Raw genomic sequence first — 24011 nt, 5'->3', positions numbered from 1 at the left:
CTCTGGTTATTCGCTACGTTTATATTGCACCAAAATGACGCCCCATCACGGTGCATTTACCGTATTGGATAACCGAAATTGTGCAAGCGATATGAGAGCTCCTGTTGAAAAACAATGGCTTGTAAAACTGGCACGATTTTTTCATTAGGCTACACGTTCTCGCAGGGGCTCGTCCCGTGGATAAAAAAGGAAATACTATGAAGTCTGTATTAAAAGTGTCACTGGCTGCACTGACCCTGGCTTTTGCGGTTTCGTCTCACGCCGCAGATAAAAAACTGGTAGTCGCCACCGATACGGCGTTTGTTCCGTTTGAATTTAAGCAAGGTGATAAATACGTCGGCTTCGATATTGACCTGTGGGCCGCGGTCGCCAAAGAGCTGAAACTGGACTACACCCTGAAACCTATGGACTTCAGCGGCATCATTCCCGCGCTGCAGACCAAAAACATCGATCTGGCGCTGGCGGGGATCACCATCACCGACGAGCGTAAAAAAGCGATCGACTTCTCCGATGGCTACTACAAAAGCGGCCTGCTGGTGATGGTGAACGCGAAAAACAATGACATCAAAGACGTGAAAGACCTGAACGGCAAAGTGGTCGCCGTGAAGAGCGGCACCGGCTCCGTTGATTATGCGAAAGCCAACATCAAAACCAAAGATCTGCGCCAGTTCCCGAACATTGACAACGCTTATATGGAACTGGGCACCGGCCGCGCTGACGCGGTACTGCACGACACGCCAAACATCCTGTACTTCATTAAAACTGCCGGTCAGGGCAAGTTCAAAGCGGTAGGCGAATCGCTGGAAGCGCAAAGCTATGGTATCGCTTTCCCGAAAGGCAGCGACGAACTGCGCGAAAAAGTGAACGGCGCGCTGAAAACGCTGCGTGAAAACGGCACCTACAACGAAATTTATAAAAAATGGTTCGGTACTGAACCAAAATAATAATCAGGACGACTTCCCGCGGCCAATCCGCCGCGGGCTCCACGGCGCCAGGGTCTCTTTCCCCGGCGCCGTATTCGCAGAGGCTTTCTCTGCTTTCGACACGGTAACAGTAACAGGAACACATTATGCAGTTTGACTGGAGTGCCATCTGGCCCGCCATTCCTATTTTGCTGGAAGGCGCCAAAATGACGCTGTGGATTTCGGTCCTCGGCCTGGTTGGCGGCCTTATAATCGGTCTGGTGGCCGGTTTCGCCCGCTGTTTCGGCGGCTGGATAGCCAACCACGTCGCGCTGGTATTTATTGAAATCATCCGCGGCACGCCAATTGTGGTGCAGGTGATGTTCATCTACTTCGCGCTGCCGATGGCGTTTAGCGACTTACGCATCGACCCATTCACCGCCGCGGTGGTGACCATCATGATCAACTCCGGCGCCTATATCGCGGAAATCACCCGCGGCGCGGTGCTGTCCATCCACAAAGGCTTCCGCGAAGCGGGTCTGGCGCTGGGGCTCTCCCGCCGCGAGACCATCCGCCACGTGATCCTGCCGCTGGCGCTGCGCCGTATGCTGCCGCCGCTCGGTAACCAATGGATTATCAGTATCAAAGATACGTCGCTGTTTATCGTCATCGGCGTCGCCGAGCTGACCCGCCAGGGCCAGGAAATTATTGCCGGTAACTTCCGCGCGCTGGAAATCTGGAGCGCCGTTGCGGTCATTTATCTGATCATCACCCTGGTGTTGAGCTTCATTCTGCGTCGTCTTGAAAGAAGGATGAAAATCCTGTGATTGAATTTAAAAACGTTTCCAAACACTTTGGCCCGACTAAAGTGCTGCACGATATCGATCTGAAGATCAACAAAGGCGAAGTGGTCGTGATCATCGGGCCATCCGGCTCCGGTAAATCTACGCTGCTACGCTGCATCAACAAACTGGAAGAGATCACCAGCGGCGATCTTATCGTCGATGGCCTGAAGGTGAACGACCCGAAAGTTGACGAGCGCTTAATTCGCCAGGAAGCCGGAATGGTATTCCAGCAGTTCTATCTGTTCCCGCACCTGACGGCGCTGGAGAACGTGATGTTCGGCCCGCAGCGCGTGCGCGGCGCGTCGAAGGCGGCGGCAGAAACGCTGGCGAAAGAGCTGCTGGCGAAAGTGGGTCTCGCGGAACGCGCACACCACTATCCATCCGAACTCTCCGGCGGCCAGCAGCAGCGCGTCGCCATTGCCCGCGCGCTGGCGGTGAAACCGAAAATGATGCTGTTTGATGAGCCGACTTCGGCACTTGACCCGGAACTGCGCCATGAAGTGCTGAAAGTCATGCAGGACCTGGCCGAGGAAGGTATGACGATGGTCATCGTAACCCACGAAATCGGCTTTGCTGAAAAAGTGGCGTCACGGCTGATCTTCATCGATAAAGGCCGCATCGCCGAAGATGGCGACCCGCAGGTTCTGGTGAAGAACCCGCCAAGCCCGCGTCTGCGCGAGTTTTTACAGCACGTAGCCTGATGCGCCCGGCTCTCCCCGGCAAAGGGAGAGCCGCTTTCCAGATTCATCCCACCGCTCCTCCTCGTGTGACCCCTTCTATACTTAGCAGTTTGAGATGCAATGGAGGCGCCCATGCCGTGGATCCTACTGTTGCTCGCTGCGCTGTGGATTTCTCCACTGTCGGCGGCGTCATTGCCCGGCATACCGGCGGCGACAACCGACAAAAGCACAGCCAGCGAGCCTGACCTTGAACAGAAAAAAGCCGCCTGGGCGGCATTGGCTGACGTGCTGGATAATCCGGACTCGCGGCAGGAGTTAATCGATGAGCTGCGCAAAGCCGCCGCCACCCAGCCGCCTGCCACCGCCCCCACGCTGACCCCGCCAGAAGTCAAAGATGAGCAAACCGTTCTGGAAAGCGTGACGGAAGTTAGCCGTCAGTATAGCGAGCGCCTGTCGTCGCGGTTTTCGCAGCTATGGCGCAATATCACCGGCTCGCCGCATAAGCCTTTCCATGCCGATGCTTTTCGCAATGCCGCTGGCGACTTCCTGCTGCTGGCCGGGCTGGTATTTGCCTTCTGGTGGTTAGTACGCCTGGCGGCGCTGCCGCTGTACCGCAAAATGGGCCATTGGGGAAGGCACAAAAACCGTGAGCGCAATAACTGGCTTCAGTTACCGGCAACCATTGCTGGCGCTTTTATCATTGACCTGCTGCTGCTGGCGCTAACGCTGTTTATCGGCCAGCTGTTAAGCGATCGTTTAAACGGCGGCAACCGCACCATTGCTTTCCAACAAAGCCTGTTTCTTAACGCCTTCGCGCTGATCGAGTTTTTTAAAGCCATTCTGCGAGTGATTTTTTGCCCGCGGATTGCCGATTTACGCCCCTTCAATATCAGCGACGAACACGCAATCTACTGGAACTTACGCCTCAGCGCCCTGAGTAGCCTGATTGGTTACGGGCTGATCGTGGCGGTGCCGATTATCTCCAACCAGGTTAACGTGCAAATTGGCGCCCTGGCCAACGTCATCATAATGTTGTGCATTACGGTGTGGGCGTTGTATCTGATTTTCCACAACAAACGCGCCATCACCCAGGGGCTTATCCATCTTGCCGACCGCTCGCTGCCTTTCTTCAGCCTGTTTATTCGCGCTTTCGCGCTGATCTGGCACTGGCTGGCCTGTGCCTACTTTATCGTGCTGTTCTTCTTTTCGCTCTTTGACCCCGGCAACAGCCTCAAATTTATGATGGGCGCGACGCTGCGTAGCCTGGCTATCGTCGGCGCCGCGGCGCTGGTATCCGGTATTTTGTCACGCTGGATAGCCAAAACCATCACCCTGTCGCCAGAAACGCAACGCCACTATCCGGAGCTGCAAAAACGGCTCAACGGCTGGATCTCCGCCTCGCTGAAAGCCGCGCGGATCCTGACGGTATGCGTGGCGGTGATGCTGTTGCTGAGCGCCTGGGGACTGTTTGATTTTCAGCAATGGCTACACAATGATGCCGGGCAAAAAACGGTGGATGTCCTGATTCGTATCGCGCTAATCCTGTTCTTCTCCGCCGTCGGCTGGACCCTACTGGCAAGCCTGATTGAGAACCGCCTGTCATCGGACATTCATGGACGCCCGCTGCCCAGCGCTCGCGCCAGAACGCTGCTGACGCTGTTTCGCAACGCGCTGGCGGTGGTCATTACCACCATTACGATAATGATCTTATTGTCGGAAGTGGGGGTGAACATCGCGCCGCTGCTGGCGGGCGCCGGGGCATTAGGGTTGGCTATCTCTTTCGGCGCCCAAACGCTGGTTAAAGATATTATTACCGGCATCTTTATCCAGTTTGAAAACGGGATGAACACCGGCGATCTGGTGACCATCGGGCCATTAACCGGCACGGTGGAACGGATGTCGATCCGCTCGGTGGGCGTGCGCCAGGATACCGGGGCGTACCATATTATTCCCTGGTCTTCGATAACCACCTTCGCCAACTTTGTGCGCGGGATCGGTTCGGTGGTCGCCAACTATGATGTCGACAGGCAGGAGGACCTGGATAAAGCCAATCAGGCGCTGAAGGCGGCGGTAGACGATCTGATGGCGCAGGAGGAGATCCGCGGGCTGATTATTGGCGAACCCTCGTTCGCCGGGCTGGTGGGGCTTAGCAATACCGCGTTTACCTTACGCGTCAGCTTTACGACGCTACCTCTGAAGCAGTGGACGGTACGCTTTGCCCTCGATACCCAGGTGAAGCAGCATTTCGACCGCGCCGGCGTGCGCGCGCCGGTACAAACCTGGCAAGTATTGCCGCCGCCGGGCAACGCAAACCCGGCGGCGGAGACTTAAAATGGACGACGGCGCTTTGCGTCGTCCATAAAGCTCCAGGCGATAAAGCGGCTCTGTTTCTGCCCCTGCGCCATCTCTTTTTTCACCACTTTCACCGCGCCGACTTCGGTCAGCAGGCGATACAGCGGCGGCAAATTATCGCCGCGGGAAACCAGCGAGGTAAACCATTTAACCTGACGGCCGAACTGCTGGCTTTCGCGGATCATTTGCGAAATAAAGGCCACTTCGCCGCCTTCACACCACAGTTCCTGCTGCTGGCCGCCGAAGTTCAGTACGCTGTCTTCACCGAGCCCCAGATTACGGCGTTTACGCTCGCCGCCGGCACGCGCGCTGGCGGCGGAATCGTGGAACGGCGGGTTGCAGAGAGTCGCATCATAGGTTTCATTCTTATGAATGATCCCGGTAAAGATTGCCTGGCCCTCTTTCTGGCGACGCAGACGAATTTGCCGCGTCAGCCCTGGGTTGCCGTTGATAATCGCCTGGGCGCTGGCAAAGGCTTGCGGGTTGACTTCGCTACCGGTGAAGCGCCAGCCGTATTCATGCGCGCCAATCAGCGGATAGATGCAGTTCGCGCCGGTACCGATATCGAGAATGCTGGCATTTTTCGGGATCTCGCCGCTATCCTGCGCCAGCAGGTCGGCCAGATGGTGGATGTAGTCCGCGCGTCCCGGCACTGGCGGGCACAAGAAGCCGTCAGGAATATCCCAGTGTTTTACCGCGTAAAAGTGCGCCAGCAGCGCCTTATTCAGCGCCTTCACCGCCAGTGGGTTAGCAAAATCAATGGTTTGCTCACCGACCGGATTCAGGGTGATGTAGCTTTGCAGCTCGGGATGAGTCTGGCACAGCGCTGGCAAATCATAGCGTTGGTGATGACGGTTACGCGGGTGCAACCCCGGTTTTTCGGCTTTCATGGCAATCTCCTTTCAACAGCCGCGTAAGATACCCGTTGACGGCGGCGCGGTAAATAAGGGAGTCTGGATATCTTCTTATTTCGTTTTCTGGTGCTCTATGTACTTCTATCAACCTGCCGAAGGCCACGGCCTGCCGCACGACCCGCTGAATGCTATCGTCGGGCCGCGCCCCATCGGCTGGATCGCATCGCTCGATAACGCAGGGCAACGCAATCTCGCCCCCTACAGCTTCTTCAACTGCTTTAACTATCGGCCACCGATCATCGGTTTCGCCAGCGGCGGCTGGAAAGACAGCGTGCAGAACATTGTTGAAACAAAAGAGTTTGTCTGGAATCTGGCTACCCGGCCACTCGCCGAAGCGATGAATGAAACCTCCGCCTCTATTCCGCGTCATGAAGATGAATTCCTGCGCGCCGGATTGACCGCCGCGCCGAGCCGGATCGTCCGCGCTCCGCGCGTGGCGGAAAGCCCGGTCCACTTCGAATGCCGCCTGACGCAGTGTATTCAGTTGACGCGCGCCAGCGGCGAAGCCATTGATAGCTGGCTGGTGCTCGGCGAAGTGGTCGCCGTACATATTGATGAGTCGCTGCTGGAAGACGGGATCTATCAAACCGCGAAAGCGCAGCCGATTTTACGCGCCGGCGGGCCGACGGCCTACTACAGCATTGATGAAAGCCAGCGCTTCGATATGATCCGCCCGGACGCTCGTTAACTTTCACGTAATAAGGCTAACGCATGTCGCAGCGGGCGAATGCCCGGGCGGCATTAAGCGCGTAAAGTGGTTGTTTGCCCACGCTTATTTATCCGGTGGTTCTGCGCATCACGACCTAAACTTATGGTATGTCCCATGCTGTTAATGAGGATATAGCCATGAGAACCTTTCTGTTCGTACCCGCTTTTATCGCGCTCGCCCTTCTCTCCTCATTCACTTTGGCCAACACCGCTGAAACCGCTCCGGTGGCCGTTGGTCCGCTGCGCCCGTCCGGCTCCGTTTCCGCCTCCGGCGCCAGCACCCTCGACGACTTACAAGCGCAACTGGCGCAAAAAGCCCACCAGCAGGGGGCGATTGCCTGGCGAATTAACGCCGCCGGCGGCGGCAATAAATTAGCCGGCACGGCGATTATTTATAAATAATTCTTCCGCTCTCGCCGGGAATACGCAGGCGGAAATCCCGGCTGCCGGGACTTGGCTGCTCATTTTTCGCCCCCATATTTTCTATACTGTTTATAGATTGCAAACACGAGGAGCGCATCATGGCATCAGGTTGGGCAAACGATGGGGCCGTCCAGGATCAAATTGACAGCACGGTAAACGATGCTGTCGCCCGCGCCCGTAGCGAGCTTCCTGGCGGCGAGAGCAACAAATTTTGTGAAGAATGCGGCGAGCCTATTCCGGAGGCGCGGCGCAAGGCGCTGCCCGGGGTTAAATACTGCGTGAAGTGCCAGCAGGATAAAGATTTACATAACAATACATATTCAGGATATAATCGCCGCGGCTCCAAAGATAGCCAGCTGCGCTGACCTTCCTTTACCGTTCATTACCGCTGATTGCGCTATCTTTTCACGCACGTTTTTTGGCGAAAAAAGTAGCAAAATGTGCCTTTAGTTGCCATGGCAACTAGTTTGTCCCTCGACCGTAGCAATAGCGGAAAATAATTTATTAATAATCAATAAATTATTAATCATTCAAAAAATTCGATTAAGACTGTGAATTTCCTTCGATTTTATCTCGCGGCAAAAAACGTGATACTCATCACATCGACAGAACATCGTCCCCCTACAGAACACACTGCGAGAGATTAATTATGAAAAACATCAAATACGCTGCCGCTGCTATCGCCCTTTCCGCTCTGTCTTTCGGCGCATTCGCCGCTCAGCCGGTGACCTCCGCACAGGCAGAAAGCATGAATAAAATCGGCGTCGTTTCCGCTGAAGGCGCAACGACTCTGGATGGCCTGGAAGCCAAACTGGCTGCTAAAGCAGATGCCGCTGGCGCAACCGGCTACAGCATCACCTCCGCTAACACCAACAACAAAGTTAGCGGTACCGCGGTTATCTACAAATAATCGCAGCAACACTCTGAAATGCCACTGAATTAACCCTGAAAAGACCTTTTAAATACCCTTGTTTGCCCGTCCGAGCCACCGGACGGGCTTTTTTTTGTCCGTTTACCAGCGTTCGGCAACCTGCGCCAGGCCATTGGCGAGCGAACTCGCCTGACCGGTGGCGACCAGGCAGCAGGCAAGCTGAATTTTCAGCGACTGCGGAACCGGCTCGCTACCGCTCACGCAGCGCTCAATCCAGCGCGCGGTAACTTCGGGATCTTTAGATTCCGGCAGCGCCACCTTGTCCTGCTGGCTTTCATCGGCTCGCTCATGCAGCGCTCGCGTCCCCGCCGCATCAATGAGATTGATTTGTGGACAACGCTGCGGATTGGCGTAAACCTCACCTTCGGTACCGTGCATCAATAGCGCGCGACCGCCGATTTCAGTAAAGAACTTCGCGACCTTATCGACGTATTCCGGATGCGAGACGCTCGACAGACGCAGCGCGGCATCTTCAGCGAACGGCGTCGCCAGCTTGGCCAGGGTATGGGCGCTGTTGCGCACCCCCATCCGCCAACGCAATGCCAACTGCTTTTCCAGCGGCGGGCACAGCGCGCCGACCGGGATATAGACCGGCTCATGGCTGTCGAGACGCGCCTGGGCCTGACCCGCGTGGGTGGTGGCCGGGATCCCCATCAGCGCAAATATGGTCTCGGTCAGGACACGGGTTGGATCGTGGCTGACGCCGTGAACCACCACCGGGAAACCAAGTTTATGCAGCAGTACCGCCAGCAGCGGCGTCAGGTTGGCCTGTTTGCGCGCGCCGTTATAGCTGGGGATAACAATTGGCATCGGTTTCGCTACCGGCGGCGTCAGGCGGATGGTCTGTAGCTGCATCGCCTCATAGAAGCCCTGCATTTCGGCTTCGCCTTCGCCCTTGATGCGCAGCGCAATGAGAATAGCGCCCAGTTCCAGATCGTCCACTTCGCCGTTTAACATCCGCGTATACAGCGCACGGGCCGTGACTAAATCCAGGTCGCGAGCGTGATTTTTGCCGCGCCCGACTTCTTTGATGATTTTGGTGTAATCCATCAACTTGCTCCCTCCAGCGGTAGGCTCCGCCGACCGCACCGCTTATGCGCTTAGCGGCGTCGGCGACGCGTCTGTTTTGCTTTGCTTTTTACTATAACCTCGGGAACGCCCGGCTGCTCTATGGGAAATACCGGTAACGCATTTAACAATCGCGCGCCGTAATTTTTAGTCAGCAGACGCTTATCGTAAATAATGACTTCGCCCCAGCACTGATGGCTACGTATCAGGCGCCCGACCTGTTGAATCAGGTTGAATGAAGCGCTCGGCAGGCTTTGCACCTCAAAGGGATAGCGGTTGAGGCTTTTCAACCACTCGCCTTCGGTGATCACCACCGGGCTGTCGATCGGCGGGAAGGCGATTTTATGGATATGTACCTGGCTTAACAGCTCGCCTTTTAAATCCAGCCCTTCGGCAAAAGATTGCAGGCCAACCAGTACGCTGCGCTCCCCACCTTCAACGCGTTTACGATGCAGCTCGACCAGCCGATAGCGCGGCTGGTCACCCTGCACCAGCAGCATCAGGCGCAGATCGGTAACATGTTCCAGAAAGCGATTCATGGCACGCCCGCTGGCGAACAGCACCAGCATACCAAGATGCTTTTTGCTCTCGACCTGTTCACGGAAAAAAACCGCCATTTCGGCGATGTGCTGCTCTTCGTTATCAATAAGCGGCTCATAGCGCATCTGCGGAATAATAATTTTTCCCTGCTCGACGTGATTGAACGGCGAGTCCAGCGCCACGAAACGATCGCCCGCTTTTTCCTTCAGACCGCTCATCTCCTGCAGTCGCGAAAAGCTATTCAACGAACGCAGGGTCGCCGAGGTGACGACAATATGCGGCACGCTGCGCCATAGCAGGCGTTCAAGCTGATCGCTGACGCGGATCCCGACGCAGTGGAACCAGACATGGATCTGGCCATCGCGAATCTCACGGGTGGCCCACTTGGTCACCGGCGCGCCGGAAGACTGCGCCATTGAGGCCAGCCGCCACAGCTTGCTCTGGCTTTCGAACATGCCAAGGGCCCGGTTCATCTGCAGCAGGATACGATGCAGACGCACCACGTCGTGGCTGCCGGTCTTTTCGCTGAGATCGTTGAGAAACAGCTCCGCCAACCCGCGCAGCATTTCGGTGAGCTTGGCCAGCCGCTGGCAAATCTCCATCACTTCCTGCGGCAGTTCGCCCATTGGGAAGCGATGCTCCGCCTCCTGAGCGGCAGGCATATAGAGATTGAGAATATTATTGAGCGAGGCGATAAGCTCATACAGCTCTTCGCAGTGTTCGTTCAACCGTTCCGGATTGGCCAACGGCGGTGTGGTCTTCGGACGGAACTGCTCCATGCAGGTCGCCACCAGCTTGCTGAACAGATCCAGCTGCAGCCGGTACCAGGGCGCGGTTATTTCCGCGCTCATCTCTAAGGCGTCGCGGGCGACGTCCGGCAGATGGTGGCCTTCATCAAGCACCAGCAGCAGGTTTTTCGGCTCCGGCAGCACCGCTTCGCTCTCCATCGCCGCCATCACCAACGCATGGTTGGCCACCACCACTTCCGCTTCCTGAATTTCGCGCCGGGCCACGAAAAACGGGCATTCACGGTAGTAGTGGCAGTTGCGGTTAAGACAGCTGGCTTTATCGGTGCTTAGCCGCCCCCACAGGGCGTCGTCAATGGGCTTATCGGTATGGTCGCGCAGGCCGTCCCATTTATAGCCGTCGAGATCGGTTTTCAGCGTCGCGCACAGCTTTTGTTCGGCCTGGTTTTTTGGCGTCAGATCGTCATCAAGGAACGCCAGCAGGTCCTGCTGCGTCGCCTCGGTGCTGGCCAGCGCCGCCAGATTACGCGGGCAAACATAGCGGCCGCGACCAAAGGCGGCGGTAAAGCGCAGGTCGGGAATAATCTTGCGCAGCAACGGCAGGTCTTTACTGTAGATTTGATCCTGCAGCGCGACGTTGGCGGTACTGACCACCAGCGTTTTTTGTTCCTCACGGGCGATGGCGATGCCGGGGATCAGATATGACAGCGTTTTGCCGACGCCGGTCGGCGCTTCGATAGCCAGATGCCGTCCCTCTTCCCCGGCGAGCGTTTTCGCCACATCGGCGATCATCTGCCGCTGCGGGGCTCGGGGGATAAAGTCCGGGATCTGTTCCTGAAGCGCCTTATACCAGGCGGCGATTTGCGCTTTAAGCGCAGCGGTCAAAGCCATGAGAAAACCTGAATACTGTATAAACAGCCACTATTGTGCCATTTTTGCCGGCCAGGAGGTATTGCTTTCTGTAGAGGGTGGAATCGCGCTCGATAAAAAACGCAATGAACGGCAAAGAAACGGCCCGCCGCCGCGCATGCGGACAAACGAGCCGTGATGATGCCTGAGCGCTTTATCGTCCCAGGCAACAGCGTCTTATTCGCCGGCAGGTTTACGTGGGCGACGACGACGCGGTGGTTTACCGTCCTGGGTACGCGCTTTCGGCGCTTCGCCATCCTGACGACGCGGCGCCTGCTGGCTACGGCCCTGGCTCTGACCACCGCGTCCTTGCCCCTGACCGCGACCACCGCCGCCGCCACGCTGCTGACGACCGTTTTGAATCGGCTCCGCTTTAATCGACGGATCCGGCTCGTAACCGGCAATAGCAATACGCGGGATCTCTTTTTTCAGCAGGCGTTCGATATCACGCAGCAGCTTATGCTCGTCCACGCAGACCAGCGACAGCGCTTCGCCGGTCGCCGCCGCGCGGCCGGTACGGCCAATACGGTGCACGTAATCTTCCGGCACGTTCGGCAACTCATAGTTAACCACGTGCGGCAGCTCTTCGATGTCGAGCCCGCGCGCGGCGATGTCGGTGGCGACCAGCACACGAATGCCGCCGGATTTAAAGTCAGCCAGCGCACGGGTACGCGCGCCCTGGCTCTTATTGCCGTGGATGGCGGCGCTACGGATACCGTCTTTATTCAGCTGCTCCGCCAGATGGTTGGCGCCGTGCTTGGTGCGGGTAAAGACCAGCACCTGCTGCCAGTTGCCTTCGCCAATCAGTTGCGAGAGCAGTTCACGCTTACGTTTCTTATCCACAAAGTGGACGTGCTGGGTGATCTGCTCAGAGGCGGTGTTGCGGCGCGCCACTTCGACTTCCAGCGGGTTATGCAGCAGTTTTTCCGCCAGCGCTTTGATTTCGTCGGAGAAGGTAGCGGAGAACAGCAGGTTTTGACGACGCGGCGGCAGTTTAGCCAGCACGCGGCGAATGTCGTGGATAAAGCCCATATCCAGCATGCGGTCGGCTTCATCCAGTACCAGCACTTCAACTTTATCCAGGCTGACCGCGTTCTGATGTTCAAGGTCCAGCAGACGGCCCGGGGTGGCGACGAGGATATCGACGCCGCCGCGCAGTTTCATCATCTGCGGGTTGATGCTCACGCCGCCGAAGACCACCAGCGAGCGGATATTCAGATATTTGCTGTAGTCGCGGACGTTCTCGCCCACCTGCGCCGCCAGTTCGCGGGTCGGCGTCAGGATCAGGGCGCGCACCGGACGGCGCCCCTTCGCGTGCGGCTGCTCCTGGGTCAGGCGCTGCAGCAGCGGCAGCGTAAAACCGGCGGTTTTGCCGGTCCCGGTCTGGGCGCTGGCCATCAGATCGCGGCCCTGCAGTACTGCCGGGATCGCCTGCTGCTGGATAGGGGTCGGCTCAACGTAACCCTGCTCGGCGACGGCGCGCAGGATATCGGGATTCAGGCCAAGGGAATCAAAAGACATAACAACTCCGAACCGCCCCGGCCCGTTTAAGGGCGTAGTTTTCAGGGAGATTATTGCGATAGAGATGGCAAAAACCACAATGCCATGAAGGGGCGCAGTCTAGCAGATTTTGTGACGAACCGCATAAAATATCCCCGCAGGAATTACCAGCAAAATAATGCTCGCTTGCGCCGGGTCACTTTTAGTATTCACCATTGTGGACAGTTCAGCGAATCGCCCCTATTCTTAATCAATCGATTGATTAATTTTTTTAGGCGCGATGAATAATACTTCCGTGACCAGTAAAGGCGAACAAGCCAAAAACCAGCTTATCGCCGCCGCTATCGCGCAATTCGGCGAGTATGGCCTCCATGCGACGACCCGCGATATCGCCGCGCAGGCCGGGCAAAATATCGCCGCCATCACCTATTATTTCGGTTCGAAAGACGACCTGTATCTCGCCTGCGCGCAGTGGATCGCCGACTGTATCGGCGAGAATTTCCGCCCGCATGCCGAAGCGGCCGAAGCCCTGCTCGCCCAGACGAAGCCAGACAAACCGGCGCTGCGGGAATTGATTCTGCGCAGCTGTCGCGATATGAGTCTGCTGCTAACCCAGGACGATACGGTCAACCTCAGCAAATTTATCTCTCGCGAGCAGCTCTCGCCAACCGCGGCTTACCAGCTTATTCACCAGCAGGTTATCGCCCCGCTACATAGCTATTTGACCCGGCTTATCGCCGCCTGGACCGGGCGCGATGCCAATGATACGCAGATGATTCTGCACACCCACGCCCTGCTTGGCGAGGTACTGGCCTTCCGGCTCGGGCGGGAAACCATTTTACTGCGTACCGGCTGGGCGCAGTTCGATCAACAAAAGGCTGAACAAATTTTTCAGGTGATTACCTGTCATATCGATTTCATTCTGCAAGGGTTAGCGCAAAGGAGCCTGGGATCATGAAAAAACCCGTCGTCGTTCTACTGGTCGTCATCGTGCTCGCCGCGATCGGCGGCGGCTGGTGGTGGTATCAAAGCAGCCAAGCGAAAGATCTCACTCTCTACGGCAATGTCGATATTCGTACTGTGAATATGAGCTTCCGCGTCGGCGGACGGCTGGCAGCCCTGAACGTCGATGAAGGCGATGAAATTCGCCGCGGGCAAACCCTCGGCGAACTGGACCGCGCGCCGTATGAAAACGCGCTGCAGCAAGCGCAGGCCAACGTCTCTACCGCCCAGGCGCAGTACGATTTGATGATGGCGGGTTATCGTGCCGAAGAGATTGCGCAGGCGGCGGCCGCGGTTAATCAAGCGCAGGCCGCGTGGGTCTACGCGCAGAATTTTTATCAACGGCAGCTCGGTCTGCGCGCCAGCAGCGCGATTTCCGCCAACGACCTCGAAAACGCCCGTTCTTCACGCGATCAGGCGCAGGCGACCTTAAAGTCAGCGCAGGATAAGCTGCGTCAATATCGCGCCGGTAACCGCCCGCAGGAAATTGCCCAGGCCAAAGCCAGCCTTGAACAGACGCAGGCGGCCCTGGCGCAGGCCAAACTGGACCTGCATGATACCGTGCTGACCGCGCCTTCCGACGGTACCCTGATGACCCGCGCCGTCGAACCCGGCACCATGTTAAACGCCGGCGGCACGGTGCTGACGCTGTCATTAACCCGTCCGGTTTGGGTACGCGCCTACGTTGACGAGAAAAATCTCGGCCAGGCGCAGCCGGGGCGCGAAGTACTGCTGTATACCGATAGCCGGCCGAACAAGCCCTATCATGGTAAAATCGGCTTTGTCTCCCCCAGCGCCGAATTCACGCCGAAGACCGTGGAAACACCGGATTTGCGTACCGATCTCGTCTACCGTCTACGCATCGTGGTGAACGACGCCGACGGCGCCCTGCGTCAGGGCATGCCGGTGACTGTCTCATTCAGCAACGGAAACGGGCATGAGTAAGGACGTCATTACCGTTAACGGCCTGACCCGCCGTTTTCCCGGCATGGATAGGCCGGCGGTCGCGCCGCTGAACTGTACGATTCACTCAGGCTACGTCACAGGGCTCGTCGGCCCCGATGGCGCTGGGAAAACCACCCTGATGCGAATGCTGGCCGGTTTACTTAAGCCCGATGAGGGCAGCGCCAGCGTAATCGGCTTCGATCCGCTCAAGGACGACAGCGCGCTGCACGCGGCGCTCGGCTATATGCCGCAGAAATTTGGCCTGTATGAAGATCTGACGGTGATGGAAAACCTGAATCTGTACGCCGATCTGCGCAGCGTCACCGGCGAGGCGCGGAAGAAAATATTCGAGCGCCTGCTGGAATTCACTTCTCTTGGCCCTTTCACCGGGCGATTAGCCGGCAAACTCTCCGGCGGCATGAAACAAAAGCTGGGGCTCGCCTGTACGCTGGTGGGCGATCCTAAAGTACTGTTGTTAGATGAGCCCGGCGTCGGGGTCGACCCTATTTCGCGCCGCGAGCTGTGGCAGATGGTGCACGAACTGGCCGGCGACGGTATGCTAATTTTGTGGAGCACCTCTTATCTCGATGAAGCCGAGCAGTGCCGGGATGTGCTGCTGATGAACGAAGGTAAATTGCTTTACCAGGGTGAACCGAAGGCGCTGACGCAAACCATGGCCGGGCGCAGCTTTCTGGTCTCCAGCCCGCTGGAAAACAACCGCCGCCTGCTGCAGCGGGCGCTAAAACTGCCGCAAATTAGCGATGGCGTGATTCAGGGCAAATCGGTGCGTTTGATCCTGAAAAAGGAAGCCCGCATTGCTGAGGTTAAGCAACATGACGACATGCCGCCGCTACAGGTGGCCGAAACCGCGCCGCGTTTTGAAGACGCCTTTATCGACCTGTTAGGCGGCGCCGGAACCGCCGAGTCGCCGTTAGGCGAGATTATTCATCACGTTGACGGCAGCAAAGACGAAACGGTCATTGAAGCACGGTCGTTAACGAAAAAGTTTGGTGATTTCGCCGCCACCGACCACGTCGATTTCCAGGTTAAGCGCGGTGAGATTTTCGGCCTGCTCGGCCCCAACGGCGCCGGCAAATCCACGACCTTCAAAATGATGTGCGGCCTGCTGGTGCCGACCGACGGAAAAGCGCTGGTGCTGGGGATGGATCTCAAGGTTAGCTCCGGTAAAGCGCGCCAGCATCTGGGCTATATGGCGCAAAAATTCTCGCTGTACGGCAACCTCAGCGTCGAGCAGAACCTGCGTTTTTTCTCCGGCGTTTACGGCCTACGCGGCCGGGCGCAAAATGAAAAAATCGCGCGGATGAGCGATGCCTTTGGCCTGAAAAGTATCGCCGGCCATGCCGCCGACGAGCTACCGCTCGGCTACAAGCAGCGGCTGGCGTTGGCCTGCTCGCTGATGCATGAACCCGACATTCTGTTCCTCGATGAACCCACCTCCGGCGTCGACCCGCTTACTCGCCGCGAATTCTGGCTGCATATCAACAGCATGGTCGATAAAGGGGTCACGGTGATGGTGACTACCCACTTTATGGATGAGGCGGAATATTGCGACCGCATCGGGCTGGTCTACCACGGCAAGCTTATCGCCAGCGGCACGCCGGACGCGCTGAAGGCGCAGGCGGCGAATGACAGTCAGGCGGATCCCACTATGGAACAGGCGTTTATTACCCTGATTAACCAATGGGACAAGGAAAACGGTCATGAGCAATAGCATTCTTTCCTGGCGACGGGTTCGCGCGCTGTGTGTCAAAGAGACCCGACAGATCGTCCGCGATCCCAGTAGTTGGCTGATTGCGGTGGTGATCCCCCTGCTCCTGCTGTTTATCTTCGGCTACGGCATAAACCTCGACTCCAGCAAACTGAGAGTCGGCGTATTGCTGGAACAGCAGAGCGAAGAAGCGCTGGATTTCGTCCATACCATGACCGGCTCGCCCTATATCGACGCCACCGTCAGCGATAATCGCCAGCAGTTGATTGAGCTGATGCAGGCCGGGCTCATTCGCGCGATGGTCGTCATTCCCGTCGACTTTGACCGCCAGATGGCCCGCGCCGGCGCCAATGCGCCGATTCAATTAATTACCGACGGTAGCGAGCCGAATACCGCTAACTTCGCGCAGGGCTACGTCGAAGGTATCTGGCAGATCTGGCAACAGCAGCGGGCGGAAGACCGCGGTGAGACCTTTGAACCACTTATTGACGTGCAGATGCGCTACTGGTTTAACCCGGCGGCCATCAGTCAGCACTTTATTATCCCCGGCGCAATTACCATCATCATGACCGTGGTCGGGGCGATATTGACCTCTCTGGTGGTAGCGCGTGAATGGGAACGCGGCACCATGGAAGCGCTGCTATCCACTGAAATCACCCGTGCCGAACTGCTGCTGTGCAAGATAATTCCCTACTATTTCCTCGGCATGCTGGCGATGTTGCTGTGTATGCTGGTATCGGTATTTATTCTCGGCGTGCCCTATCGCGGCTCGCTGCTGATTCTGTTTGTCATCACCAGCCTGTTTTTGCTCAGTACGCTGGGAATGGGGTTACTGATCTCGACCATTACCCGCAACCAGTTTAACGCCGCGCAGGTCGCGCTGAACGCCGCTTTTTTACCGTCAATTATGTTGTCCGGGTTTATTTTCCAGATAGACAGTATGCCGGCGGTGATCCGCGCGGTGACCTACGTGATCCCGGCGCGTTACTTCGTCAACACCCTGCAAAGCCTGTTTCTGGCGGGCAATATTCCGGTGGTACTGCTGGTGAACGTGCTGTTTTTGATTGCTTCGGCGGTGATGTTTATCGGCCTGACGTGGCTTAAAACCAAACGGCGTCTGGATTAACCCTGGCGCTCGAATTTTGCCCGGTGGCGCTACGCTTACCGGGCCTACGGTAAGTTTCGGTCGCCCGGGTCCGACATGAGGAAGGTTCTATGTTTCATCGTTTATGGACATTAATCCGCAAAGAGCTGCAGTCGCTACTGCGTGAACCGCAAACGCGGATGATTTTAATCATGCCGGTGCTGATTCAGGTACTGTTGTTTCCCTTTGCCGCCACGCTTGAGGTGACCAACGCTACCATCGCTATCTATAACGAAGATAGCGGCCGCCACGCGGTGGAGCTCACCCAGCGCTTTGCCCGCGCCAAAGCCTTTACTCACGTTCTGCTGCTGAAAAGCCCGCAGGCGATCCAGCCGACCATCGATGAACAAAAAGCCCTGCTCGTGGTGCGCTTCCCGGCGGATTTCTCGCGTAATCTCGACAACTACCAAACCGCCCCGCTACAGCTACTGCTCGACGGGCGTAACTCCAACAGCGCGCAAATCGCCGCTAACTATCTACAGCAGATTGTTAAAAACTATCAGCAGGATCTGCTGCAGGACAAAGCGAAACCGAACAACAGCGAACTGGTGGTGCGCAACTGGTACAACCCGAATCTCGATTATAAATGGTTCGTGGTGCCGTCGCTTATCGCCATGATCACCACCATCGGGGTGATGATCGTAACGTCGTTGTCGGTGGCACGCGAGCGCGAACAGGGCACCCTCGATCAGCTGCTGGTCTCACCGCTCGCCACCTGGCAAATCTTCATTGGCAAAGCGGTACCGGCGCTGATTGTCGCCACGATGCAGGCGACTATCGTGCTGGCGATCGGCATCTGGGCCTATCAGATCCCATTTGCCGGCTCGCTGCTGCTGTTCTATTTCACCATGCTGATTTACGGTCTATCGCTGGTGGGCTTTGGCTTATTGATTTCTTCGCTGTGTTCAACCCAGCAGCAGGCATTTATCGGCGTGTTCGTCTTTATGATGCCGGCGATTCTGCTTTCCGGCTACGTCTCACCGGTTGAAAACATGCCGCAATGGCTACAGGACGTCACCTGGATAAACCCTATCCGCCATTTTACCGATATCACCAAGCAAATTTATCTGAAGGATGCGAGTCTGAAGATTGTGTGGGGAAGTTTGTGGCCGCTATTAGTCATAGCGGCCACTACCGGCTCAGCGGCGTATGCGATGTTCCGAAGAAAGATTGCGTAGTTTTTTATCTTTCGCCAGCAGCGATACCACCGCCGGGCCTGCCAGTATGACCAGCCCGGCGAGGGCCAGCAGCAGGTTGTTGTGCAACACGCGCGACAACAACCAGAGCACTATCATGGCGGCGCCGAAGTACCAGGTTGTGGTGAGCTCCTCGAGGAAGTCCCCCACGTCGCGCCAGCGCGCTTCATGGTGACGCTGCAAATACAGCATCGCCAGCAGCGTGACGCCGTACAGTACGCACAGCCCTAATCCGACGCGCACCAGCGCGCCGCTCATCCAACCCATCACCAGTACTGCCACGACCAGTAGATGCAACATAATCTGCCAGCAACTAAGACCCGTTGCGACGCGTACACGTTGTTGCCACTTCATGGCTTCTCTCCTGAAGGATTTTTCTCTGCTACTCAGAGTACCGCACTTTACGGAAAATTCCGTATCACCGCATCTTTTTGTGACGTCTACTACACTATTTTATTCAGGAAAGTGACATTAACTGGAGAATTATGGCTGAGCCAACGTCGCGAATTTCGGTGAACGTGCTGACAATTAACACTCATAAAGGCTTTACGGCGTTTAATCGGCGTTTTATTTTGCCCGAACTGCGCGAGGCCGTTCGCAGCGTCAGCGCCGACATAGTTTGCCTACAGGAAGTGATGGGCGCGCACGAAGTGCACCCTTTGCATATCGAAAACTGGCCTGATACCACCCATTACGAGTTTCTTGCCGACACCATGTGGAGCGATTACGCCTACGGGCGCAACGCGGTCTACCCCGAGGGTCATCACGGCAATGCCGTGCTGTCGCGCTTTCCCATTGAATACTATGAAAATCGCGATATTTCGGTCGGCAATGGCGAAAAACGAGGCCTGCTTTACTGTCGCATCGTACCTCCGCACAGCGGCGTGACGATCCACGTCATCTGCGTGCATCTCGGTCTTCGCACGCACCAGCGGCAGGCACAGCTAACGATGCTGGCGGAATGGGTCAACACGCTACCGGCAGACGATCCGGTGGTAGTAGCTGGCGACTTCAACGACTGGCGCCAGCAGGCTAATCAGCCATTAAAAGCGCAGGCAGGGCTTGAGGAGATTTTTACCCGCGCCCGCGGGCGGCCGCTACGCACCTTTCCGGTCGCTTTCCCGCTGCTACGACTCGATCGTATTTACGTTAAGAATGCTCATGCCAGCCATCCGAAAGCGCTGGCGCTTAAACACTGGCGGCATCTGTCCGATCATGCGCCCCTGAGCGTGGAGATACATCTGTGAAATGTCGCTGGCAGGAAGGCAATCGTATTACCCTACTGGAGAATGGCGACCAGTATTATCCGGCGTTATTCGCCGCCATTGGCCGCGCGCAGCGCAAGGTGATCCTTGAATCCTTTATCTGGTTTGAAGATGAGGTGGGCTGGCGCCTGCATGCGGTGCTGCTGAAAGCCGCCCGCCGCGGTATTCAGGTGGAAGTACTGCTCGACGGCTACGGCTCGCCTGATCTCAGCGATGAGTTTGTTGGCGAACTCACCGCCGCTGGCGTGGTCTTCCGCTACTACGATCCGCGCCCGCGGCTAATGGGTATGCGTACCAATTTATTCCGCCGCATGCATCGAAAAATCGTGGTGATTGACGACACAACGGCGTTTGTCGGCGGCATCAACTACTCTGCCGAGCACATGAGCGATTACGGTCCGGAGGCGAAACAGGATTATGCCGTGCAGGTTGAGGGGCCGGTGGTGCTCGATATTCTCCAATTCGAGCTGGAGAACCTGCCCACCAGCGAGGCAGCCCGCCGCTGGTGGCGTCGCCGTCGCCATCAGCCGGAAATTAACCAAACCCCTGGCGAAGCGCAGGCGCTATTTATCTGGCGCGATAATCACGAACACCGCGACGATATTGAACGGCACTATCTGAAGATGCTGACCAGCGCCCGCCGCGAGGTCATCATCGCCAACGCCTATTTCTTTCCCGGCTACCGTCTGCTGCACGCCATGCGCAATGCCGCCCGGCGCGGCGTACGGGTCAAGCTGATTGTCCAGGGCGAGCCGGATATTCCGATTGTTAAGTTTGGCGCCCATCTGCTGTACCACTACCTGATTAAAGGCGGCGTTCAGGTGTATGAATACCGCCGACGTCCGCTGCATGGCAAGGTAGCGCTGGCGGACGACCACTGGGCCACCGTCGGTTCCAGTAACCTCGACCCGCTGAGTCTGTCGCTGAATCTGGAGGCCAATCTGATTATCCACGACCGCGAGTTCAATCAGACCCTGCGTGATAACCTCAACGGCCTTATCGCCAGGGACTGCCAGCAGATAGATAAATCCATGCTGCCAAAACGTAACTGGTGGCGGCTCGGCGTCAGCGTGCTGGCGTTCCACTTTCTGCGGCACTTCCCAGCCTGGGTCGGTTGGCTGCCGGCGCATACCCCGCAGTTAGCCAGGGTCAGCCCGCCGGTGCAGCCGGAAATTGAAACCCAGGATCGGGTAGAAACGCAAACCAGAGACAATCCGCTATGAGCAAATCGCATCCCCGCTGGCGGATGGCGAAAAGAGTGCTGACCGCGCTCTTTTTTATCGCCGTCATCGTATTGCTGGTGATTTACGCGCAAAAGGTCGACTGGCAGGATGTATGGAAGGTCATCCGCGGCTACGATCGTCTGGCGCTATTTAGCGCCGTTGGGTTGGTTATCGTCAGCTACCTGATTTATGGCTGCTACGATCTGCTCGGGCGCGCCTGGTGCGGCCATAAGCTGGCAAAAAAACAGGTGATGCTGGTATCGTTTATCTGCTACGCCTTTAACCTGACGCTGAGCACCTGGGTTGGCGGGATCGGAATGCGCTATCGGCTATACTCGCGGCTAGGGCTGAACGGCAGCACCATTACCCGTATTTTCTCGCTTAGCATTACCACCAACTGGCTGGGCTATATTCTGCTGGGCGGCGTCATATTCACCGCGAATCTGGTGACGCTGCCGCCGCACTGGTACATCAGTCAAACTACGTTACGTATTATTGGCGGCGTTCTGCTGCTTTTTACCCTGCTCTATCTTTTCGCTTGCGCCTTCGCTAAACGCCGCCACATGACGATTAAGGGGCAGCGGCTGGTGCTGCCCTCTTTTCGTTTCGCTCTACTACAGATAGGGATTTCCGCGGCGAACTGGATGGTGATGGGGGCGATTATCTGGCTGCTCCTGGGCTGCGAGATTAACTATTTTCTGGTGCTGGGCGTGTTGCTGGTGAGCAGTATCGCCGGCGTGATCGTTCATATTCCCGCCGGAATTGGCGTGCTGGAGGCGGTGTTTATCGCCATGCTCTCCGGCGAGTCGATTTCGAAGGGGGCGATAATTGCCGCTCTGCTGGCGTGGCGCGCGCTGTACTATTTTCTGCCGTTGCTGCTGGCGACCGTCGCCTATCTGGTACTGGAGAGTCGGGCGAAAAAGCTGCGGCAGAAAAACGAGCGCAAGCTGGCCCGCGGATGAAACGGCCCGGTTGCGCTTACCGGGCGACATTTTTGCGGATTGCCTGGATTGGTAGCCCGGATAAGGCGCATCGCGCCGCTATCCGGGATAAGATTAACGGCGGTTGCCGAAGATACGCAGCAGCATCAGGAACAGGTTGATAAAGTCCAGATACAGCGTTAAAGCGCCGAGAATCGAGTATTTACGCAGCGTGGCGCTATCGCGGGTATCAATCTGCTCGCCGATGTTTTTCAGCTTCTGGGTGTCGTAGGCGGTCAGGCCGACGAACACCAGCACCCCAATGTAGGTTACCGCCCACATCAGCGCTTCGCTCTTCAGCCACAGGTTAACCAACGACGCCAGCACGATACCAATCAGCCCCATAAACAGCATGCTGCCGAAGCCGCTCAGATCGCGCTTGGTGGTGTAACCATACAGGCTCATCGCGCCGAACATCCCGCCGGTGACCACAAAAGTGCTGGCGATAGACGAATAGGTATAAACGATAAAAATGCTCGCTAACGTTAGCCCGGTCAGCGCCGAATAAAGCATAAATAGCGTCGTTGCCATACCCGCGCTTAAGCGCTGCACCATCCCCGAGAGCACAAACACCAGCGCCAGTTGGGCGATGATCAGCCCGAAGAAAGTGATTTTGCTTGAAAAGACGAACATCATGACCGCCGGGGTATTCGCCGCAAACCACGCGATAAACGCGGTTAACAACAACCCGACCGTCATCCAGCCGTAAACCTGCGCCATATAGGTCTGCAGGCCGCTGCGGCTCTGAACAATGGAATCGGAACGAGGGAATCTGTCCATGACTATCTCCTGATTAACAAGTTTCTCTCAATAAGCGTATCACACTACCAGCGCTCTGCCGCCTGGTGATCGCTATCGCGGGCATCGACCCAGCGTTCGCCTTCCGGCGTCGCCTCGCGTTTCCAGAACGGCGCGCGGGTTTTCAGGTAATCCATAATGAACTCGCCGGCGGCGAAGGCGCTGCCGCGGTGGGCGCTGGTCACGCCAACAAAAACAATCTCTTCGCCCGGCCACATTTCGCCAATGCGATGGATAACCGTCACCCGGCCAAGCGGCCAACGCTCCCGCGCCTGTTCGACGATTTCCGCCAGCGATTTCTCGGTCATGCCAGGATAGTGCTCCAGCGTCAGCGCTTTCACGCTGTCGCCGAGATTGTGATTACGCACTTTGCCGGTGAAGGTGACCACCGCGCCGTCTTCATCGCGCTCGGCCAGCCACGGATACTCATCGCCGACGCAAAAGCGCGCCGGGCTAACCACGATACGAGTCTGCGTCATCTTAGCCCCCGGTGACCGGCGGGAAAAACGCCACTTCGTCGCCGCTCGCGACCGGATGGTCAAACGAGGTCAGCGTCTGGTTGACTGCCGCCAGCAATTTTCCTTCTTCCAGCGCCAGCGCCCAGCGGTCTCCGCGCGCGGCAAGCTGCTGACGCACGGCTTCAACGGTCGGCAATTCGCTGGCGTCGAGTGTCAGGGTATCGGTGCCAACCAGTTCGCGCACCTGGGCAAAAAACAGGACGTTAATCATGGGCTTCCTCCACCTTAAAATCGCCGGACTTGCCGCCGCTTTTCGCCAGCAGACGTACCGGACCAATCACCATATCTTTTTGTACCGCTTTACACATATCGTAGATGGTCAGCGCGGCAACCGAGGCCGCGGTCAGCGCTTCCATTTCTACGCCGGTTTTACCGGTCAGGCGGCAGAGTGACTCAATGCGCACGCGGTTATGTTCCGGCTGCGCCTGCAGGTTCACTTCTACTTTGCTGAGCATCAGCGGATGACACAGCGGGATCAGCTCCCAGGTACGTTTCGCAGCCTGAATACCGGCGATACGCGCGGTGGCGAATACATCGCCTTTATGGTGGCTGCCGTCGATAATCATCGCAAGCGTTGCGGCCTGCATTTCGACGTAAGCCTCAGCGCGCGCCTCACGCACCGTTTCCGCTTTGCCGGAGACGTCAACCATGTGGGCTTCGCCCGCGGCGTTAATGTGGGTCAGTTGTGACATA

25 protein-coding genes are annotated in these 24011 nt (G+C 57.1%); 16 read left to right on the top strand and 9 right to left on the bottom strand.

Going from position 1 to position 24011, the window contains the following annotated elements; all coding sequences use genetic code 11:
- Positions 1-197: 197 nt before the first annotated feature.
- The 4 genes from glnH (at position 198) to ybiO (ending at position 4758) form a co-directional block, all read left to right on the top strand.
- Positions 198-944, top strand: coding sequence for a glutamine ABC transporter substrate-binding protein GlnH (gene glnH, locus ACSEMK_RS02595; RefSeq protein ID WP_015367580.1), 747 nt, complete (start codon positions 198-200; stop codon positions 942-944).
- Positions 945-1069: 125 nt separating this feature from the next.
- Entirely contained in the window at positions 1070-1729 is a 660-nt protein-coding gene (gene glnP / locus ACSEMK_RS02590; RefSeq protein ID WP_045364618.1) for a glutamine ABC transporter permease GlnP, read from the top strand.
- Positions 1726-2448 (top strand): glutamine ABC transporter ATP-binding protein GlnQ, encoded by a 723-nt coding sequence (gene glnQ / locus ACSEMK_RS02585; RefSeq protein ID WP_015367582.1) that lies wholly within the window; start codon positions 1726-1728, stop codon positions 2446-2448. Before glnP ends, glnQ begins: the two co-directional genes overlap by 4 nt.
- Positions 2449-2559: 111 nt before the next feature.
- On the top strand, positions 2560-4758 hold the full coding sequence (ybiO, locus tag ACSEMK_RS02580) for a mechanosensitive channel protein (RefSeq protein ID WP_411325790.1): 2199 nt from the start codon (positions 2560-2562) through the stop codon (positions 4756-4758).
- On the opposite strand, the gene rlmF is transcribed toward ybiO, so the two are convergent.
- Positions 4755-5669: a 23S rRNA (adenine(1618)-N(6))-methyltransferase RlmF gene (gene rlmF / locus ACSEMK_RS02575; RefSeq protein ID WP_113373910.1), complete on the bottom strand. Its 915-nt coding sequence runs from the start codon at positions 5667-5669 to the stop codon at positions 4755-4757. The genes ybiO and rlmF overlap by 4 nt on opposite strands.
- Positions 5670-5766: 97 nt before the next feature.
- On the opposite strand from rlmF, the gene ACSEMK_RS02570 reads away from it, so the two are divergent.
- The 4 genes from ACSEMK_RS02570 (at position 5767) to ybiJ (ending at position 7734) form a co-directional block, all read left to right on the top strand.
- Positions 5767-6381, top strand: a complete 615-nt coding sequence (locus ACSEMK_RS02570; protein ID WP_087860024.1) for a flavin reductase family protein — start codon at positions 5767-5769, stop codon at positions 6379-6381.
- Positions 6382-6539: 158 nt separating this feature from the next.
- Complete coding sequence (locus ACSEMK_RS02565) at positions 6540-6803, top strand: DUF1471 domain-containing protein (protein ID WP_087860025.1); 264 nt, start codon at positions 6540-6542, stop codon at positions 6801-6803.
- A 119-nt stretch (positions 6804-6922) separates the two neighbouring features.
- Positions 6923-7189 (top strand): DksA/TraR family C4-type zinc finger protein, encoded by a 267-nt coding sequence (locus ACSEMK_RS02560; protein ID WP_045395039.1) that lies wholly within the window; start codon positions 6923-6925, stop codon positions 7187-7189.
- A 284-nt stretch (positions 7190-7473) separates the two neighbouring features.
- Complete coding sequence (ybiJ, locus tag ACSEMK_RS02555; RefSeq protein WP_045395040.1) at positions 7474-7734, top strand: DUF1471 family protein YbiJ; 261 nt, start codon at positions 7474-7476, stop codon at positions 7732-7734.
- Positions 7735-7836: 102 nt separating this feature from the next.
- On the opposite strand, the gene ybiB is transcribed toward ybiJ, so the two are convergent.
- The 3 genes from ybiB to rhlE form a co-directional block, all read right to left on the bottom strand.
- Positions 7837-8805, bottom strand: a complete 969-nt coding sequence (gene ybiB, locus ACSEMK_RS02550; RefSeq protein WP_337071944.1) for a DNA-binding protein YbiB — start codon at positions 8803-8805, stop codon at positions 7837-7839.
- A 50-nt stretch (positions 8806-8855) separates the two neighbouring features.
- Positions 8856-11000 carry an ATP-dependent DNA helicase DinG gene (gene dinG, locus ACSEMK_RS02545; protein ID WP_430914951.1) on the bottom strand — a complete coding sequence of 715 codons (2145 nt, stop codon included), beginning with the start codon at positions 10998-11000 and terminating at the stop codon, positions 8856-8858.
- Between the two features lie 195 nt (positions 11001-11195).
- Positions 11196-12539 (bottom strand): ATP-dependent RNA helicase RhlE, encoded by a 1344-nt coding sequence (gene rhlE, locus ACSEMK_RS02540; protein WP_087860027.1) that lies wholly within the window; start codon positions 12537-12539, stop codon positions 11196-11198.
- 259 nt (positions 12540-12798) lie between these two features.
- On the opposite strand from rhlE, the gene cecR reads away from it, so the two are divergent.
- The 5 genes from cecR (at position 12799) to ACSEMK_RS02515 (ending at position 18516) form a co-directional block, all read left to right on the top strand.
- On the top strand, positions 12799-13476 hold the full coding sequence (cecR, locus tag ACSEMK_RS02535) for a transcriptional regulator CecR (protein ID WP_213317771.1): 678 nt from the start codon (positions 12799-12801) through the stop codon (positions 13474-13476).
- On the top strand, positions 13473-14465 hold the full coding sequence (gene hlyD, locus ACSEMK_RS02530) for a secretion protein HlyD (RefSeq protein ID WP_316424441.1): 993 nt from the start codon (positions 13473-13475) through the stop codon (positions 14463-14465). Before cecR ends, hlyD begins: the two co-directional genes overlap by 4 nt.
- Complete coding sequence (locus tag ACSEMK_RS02525) at positions 14458-16197, top strand: ATP-binding cassette domain-containing protein (RefSeq protein WP_316424440.1); 1740 nt, start codon at positions 14458-14460, stop codon at positions 16195-16197. The genes hlyD and ACSEMK_RS02525 overlap by 8 nt, the downstream gene beginning before the upstream one ends.
- A complete protein-coding gene (locus ACSEMK_RS02520; RefSeq protein ID WP_316424439.1) occupies positions 16187-17320 on the top strand; it encodes an ABC transporter permease in 1134 nt (377 codons plus the stop codon). Before ACSEMK_RS02525 ends, ACSEMK_RS02520 begins: the two co-directional genes overlap by 11 nt.
- Before the next feature lie 89 nt (positions 17321-17409).
- Entirely contained in the window at positions 17410-18516 is a 1107-nt protein-coding gene (locus tag ACSEMK_RS02515) for an ABC transporter permease (protein ID WP_087860030.1), read from the top strand.
- Here ACSEMK_RS02515 and ACSEMK_RS02510 read toward each other — a convergent pair.
- Positions 18478-18888 carry a YbhQ family protein gene (locus ACSEMK_RS02510; protein ID WP_087860031.1) on the bottom strand — a complete coding sequence of 137 codons (411 nt, stop codon included), beginning with the start codon at positions 18886-18888 and terminating at the stop codon, positions 18478-18480. The two genes, ACSEMK_RS02515 and ACSEMK_RS02510, sit on opposite strands and share 39 nt — an antisense overlap.
- Positions 18889-19019: 131 nt before the next feature.
- On the opposite strand from ACSEMK_RS02510, the gene ACSEMK_RS02505 reads away from it, so the two are divergent.
- Genes ACSEMK_RS02505 through ACSEMK_RS02495 form a run of 3 tightly spaced genes read left to right on the top strand, consistent with a single transcriptional unit; the run spans position 19020 to position 21984 of the window.
- Positions 19020-19781, top strand: a complete 762-nt coding sequence (locus tag ACSEMK_RS02505; protein ID WP_087860032.1) for an endonuclease/exonuclease/phosphatase family protein — start codon at positions 19020-19022, stop codon at positions 19779-19781.
- Positions 19778-21022 (top strand): cardiolipin synthase ClsB, encoded by a 1245-nt coding sequence (gene clsB, locus ACSEMK_RS02500; protein ID WP_015704806.1) that lies wholly within the window; start codon positions 19778-19780, stop codon positions 21020-21022. The genes ACSEMK_RS02505 and clsB overlap by 4 nt, the downstream gene beginning before the upstream one ends.
- Positions 21019-21984, top strand: a complete 966-nt coding sequence (locus tag ACSEMK_RS02495) for a lysylphosphatidylglycerol synthase domain-containing protein (protein WP_430914949.1) — start codon at positions 21019-21021, stop codon at positions 21982-21984. Before clsB ends, ACSEMK_RS02495 begins: the two co-directional genes overlap by 4 nt.
- 93 nt (positions 21985-22077) lie before the next feature.
- On the opposite strand, the gene ACSEMK_RS02490 is transcribed toward ACSEMK_RS02495, so the two are convergent.
- Genes ACSEMK_RS02490 through moaC form a run of 4 tightly spaced genes read right to left on the bottom strand, consistent with a single transcriptional unit; the run spans position 22078 to position 24010 of the window.
- On the bottom strand, positions 22078-22782 hold the full coding sequence (locus ACSEMK_RS02490) for a Bax inhibitor-1/YccA family protein (RefSeq protein ID WP_015367602.1): 705 nt from the start codon (positions 22780-22782) through the stop codon (positions 22078-22080).
- 44 nt (positions 22783-22826) lie between these two features.
- Positions 22827-23279 (bottom strand): molybdopterin synthase catalytic subunit MoaE, encoded by a 453-nt coding sequence (gene moaE / locus ACSEMK_RS02485; protein ID WP_032707649.1) that lies wholly within the window; start codon positions 23277-23279, stop codon positions 22827-22829.
- Between the two features lies 1 nt (position 23280).
- Positions 23281-23529 (bottom strand): molybdopterin synthase sulfur carrier subunit, encoded by a 249-nt coding sequence (gene moaD / locus ACSEMK_RS02480; RefSeq protein ID WP_015367604.1) that lies wholly within the window; start codon positions 23527-23529, stop codon positions 23281-23283.
- Positions 23522-24010 carry a cyclic pyranopterin monophosphate synthase MoaC gene (moaC, locus tag ACSEMK_RS02475; protein ID WP_015367605.1) on the bottom strand — a complete coding sequence of 163 codons (489 nt, stop codon included), beginning with the start codon at positions 24008-24010 and terminating at the stop codon, positions 23522-23524. Before moaC ends, moaD begins: the two co-directional genes overlap by 8 nt.
- Position 24011: the final 1 nt, after the last annotated feature.

It is taken from the genome of Klebsiella sp. K-3 (assembly GCF_051207495.1).
GTDB classification, from domain to species: domain Bacteria; phylum Pseudomonadota; class Gammaproteobacteria; order Enterobacterales; family Enterobacteriaceae; genus Klebsiella; species Klebsiella aerogenes.
This window is presented reverse-complemented; position numbering and strand designations above follow the sequence as displayed.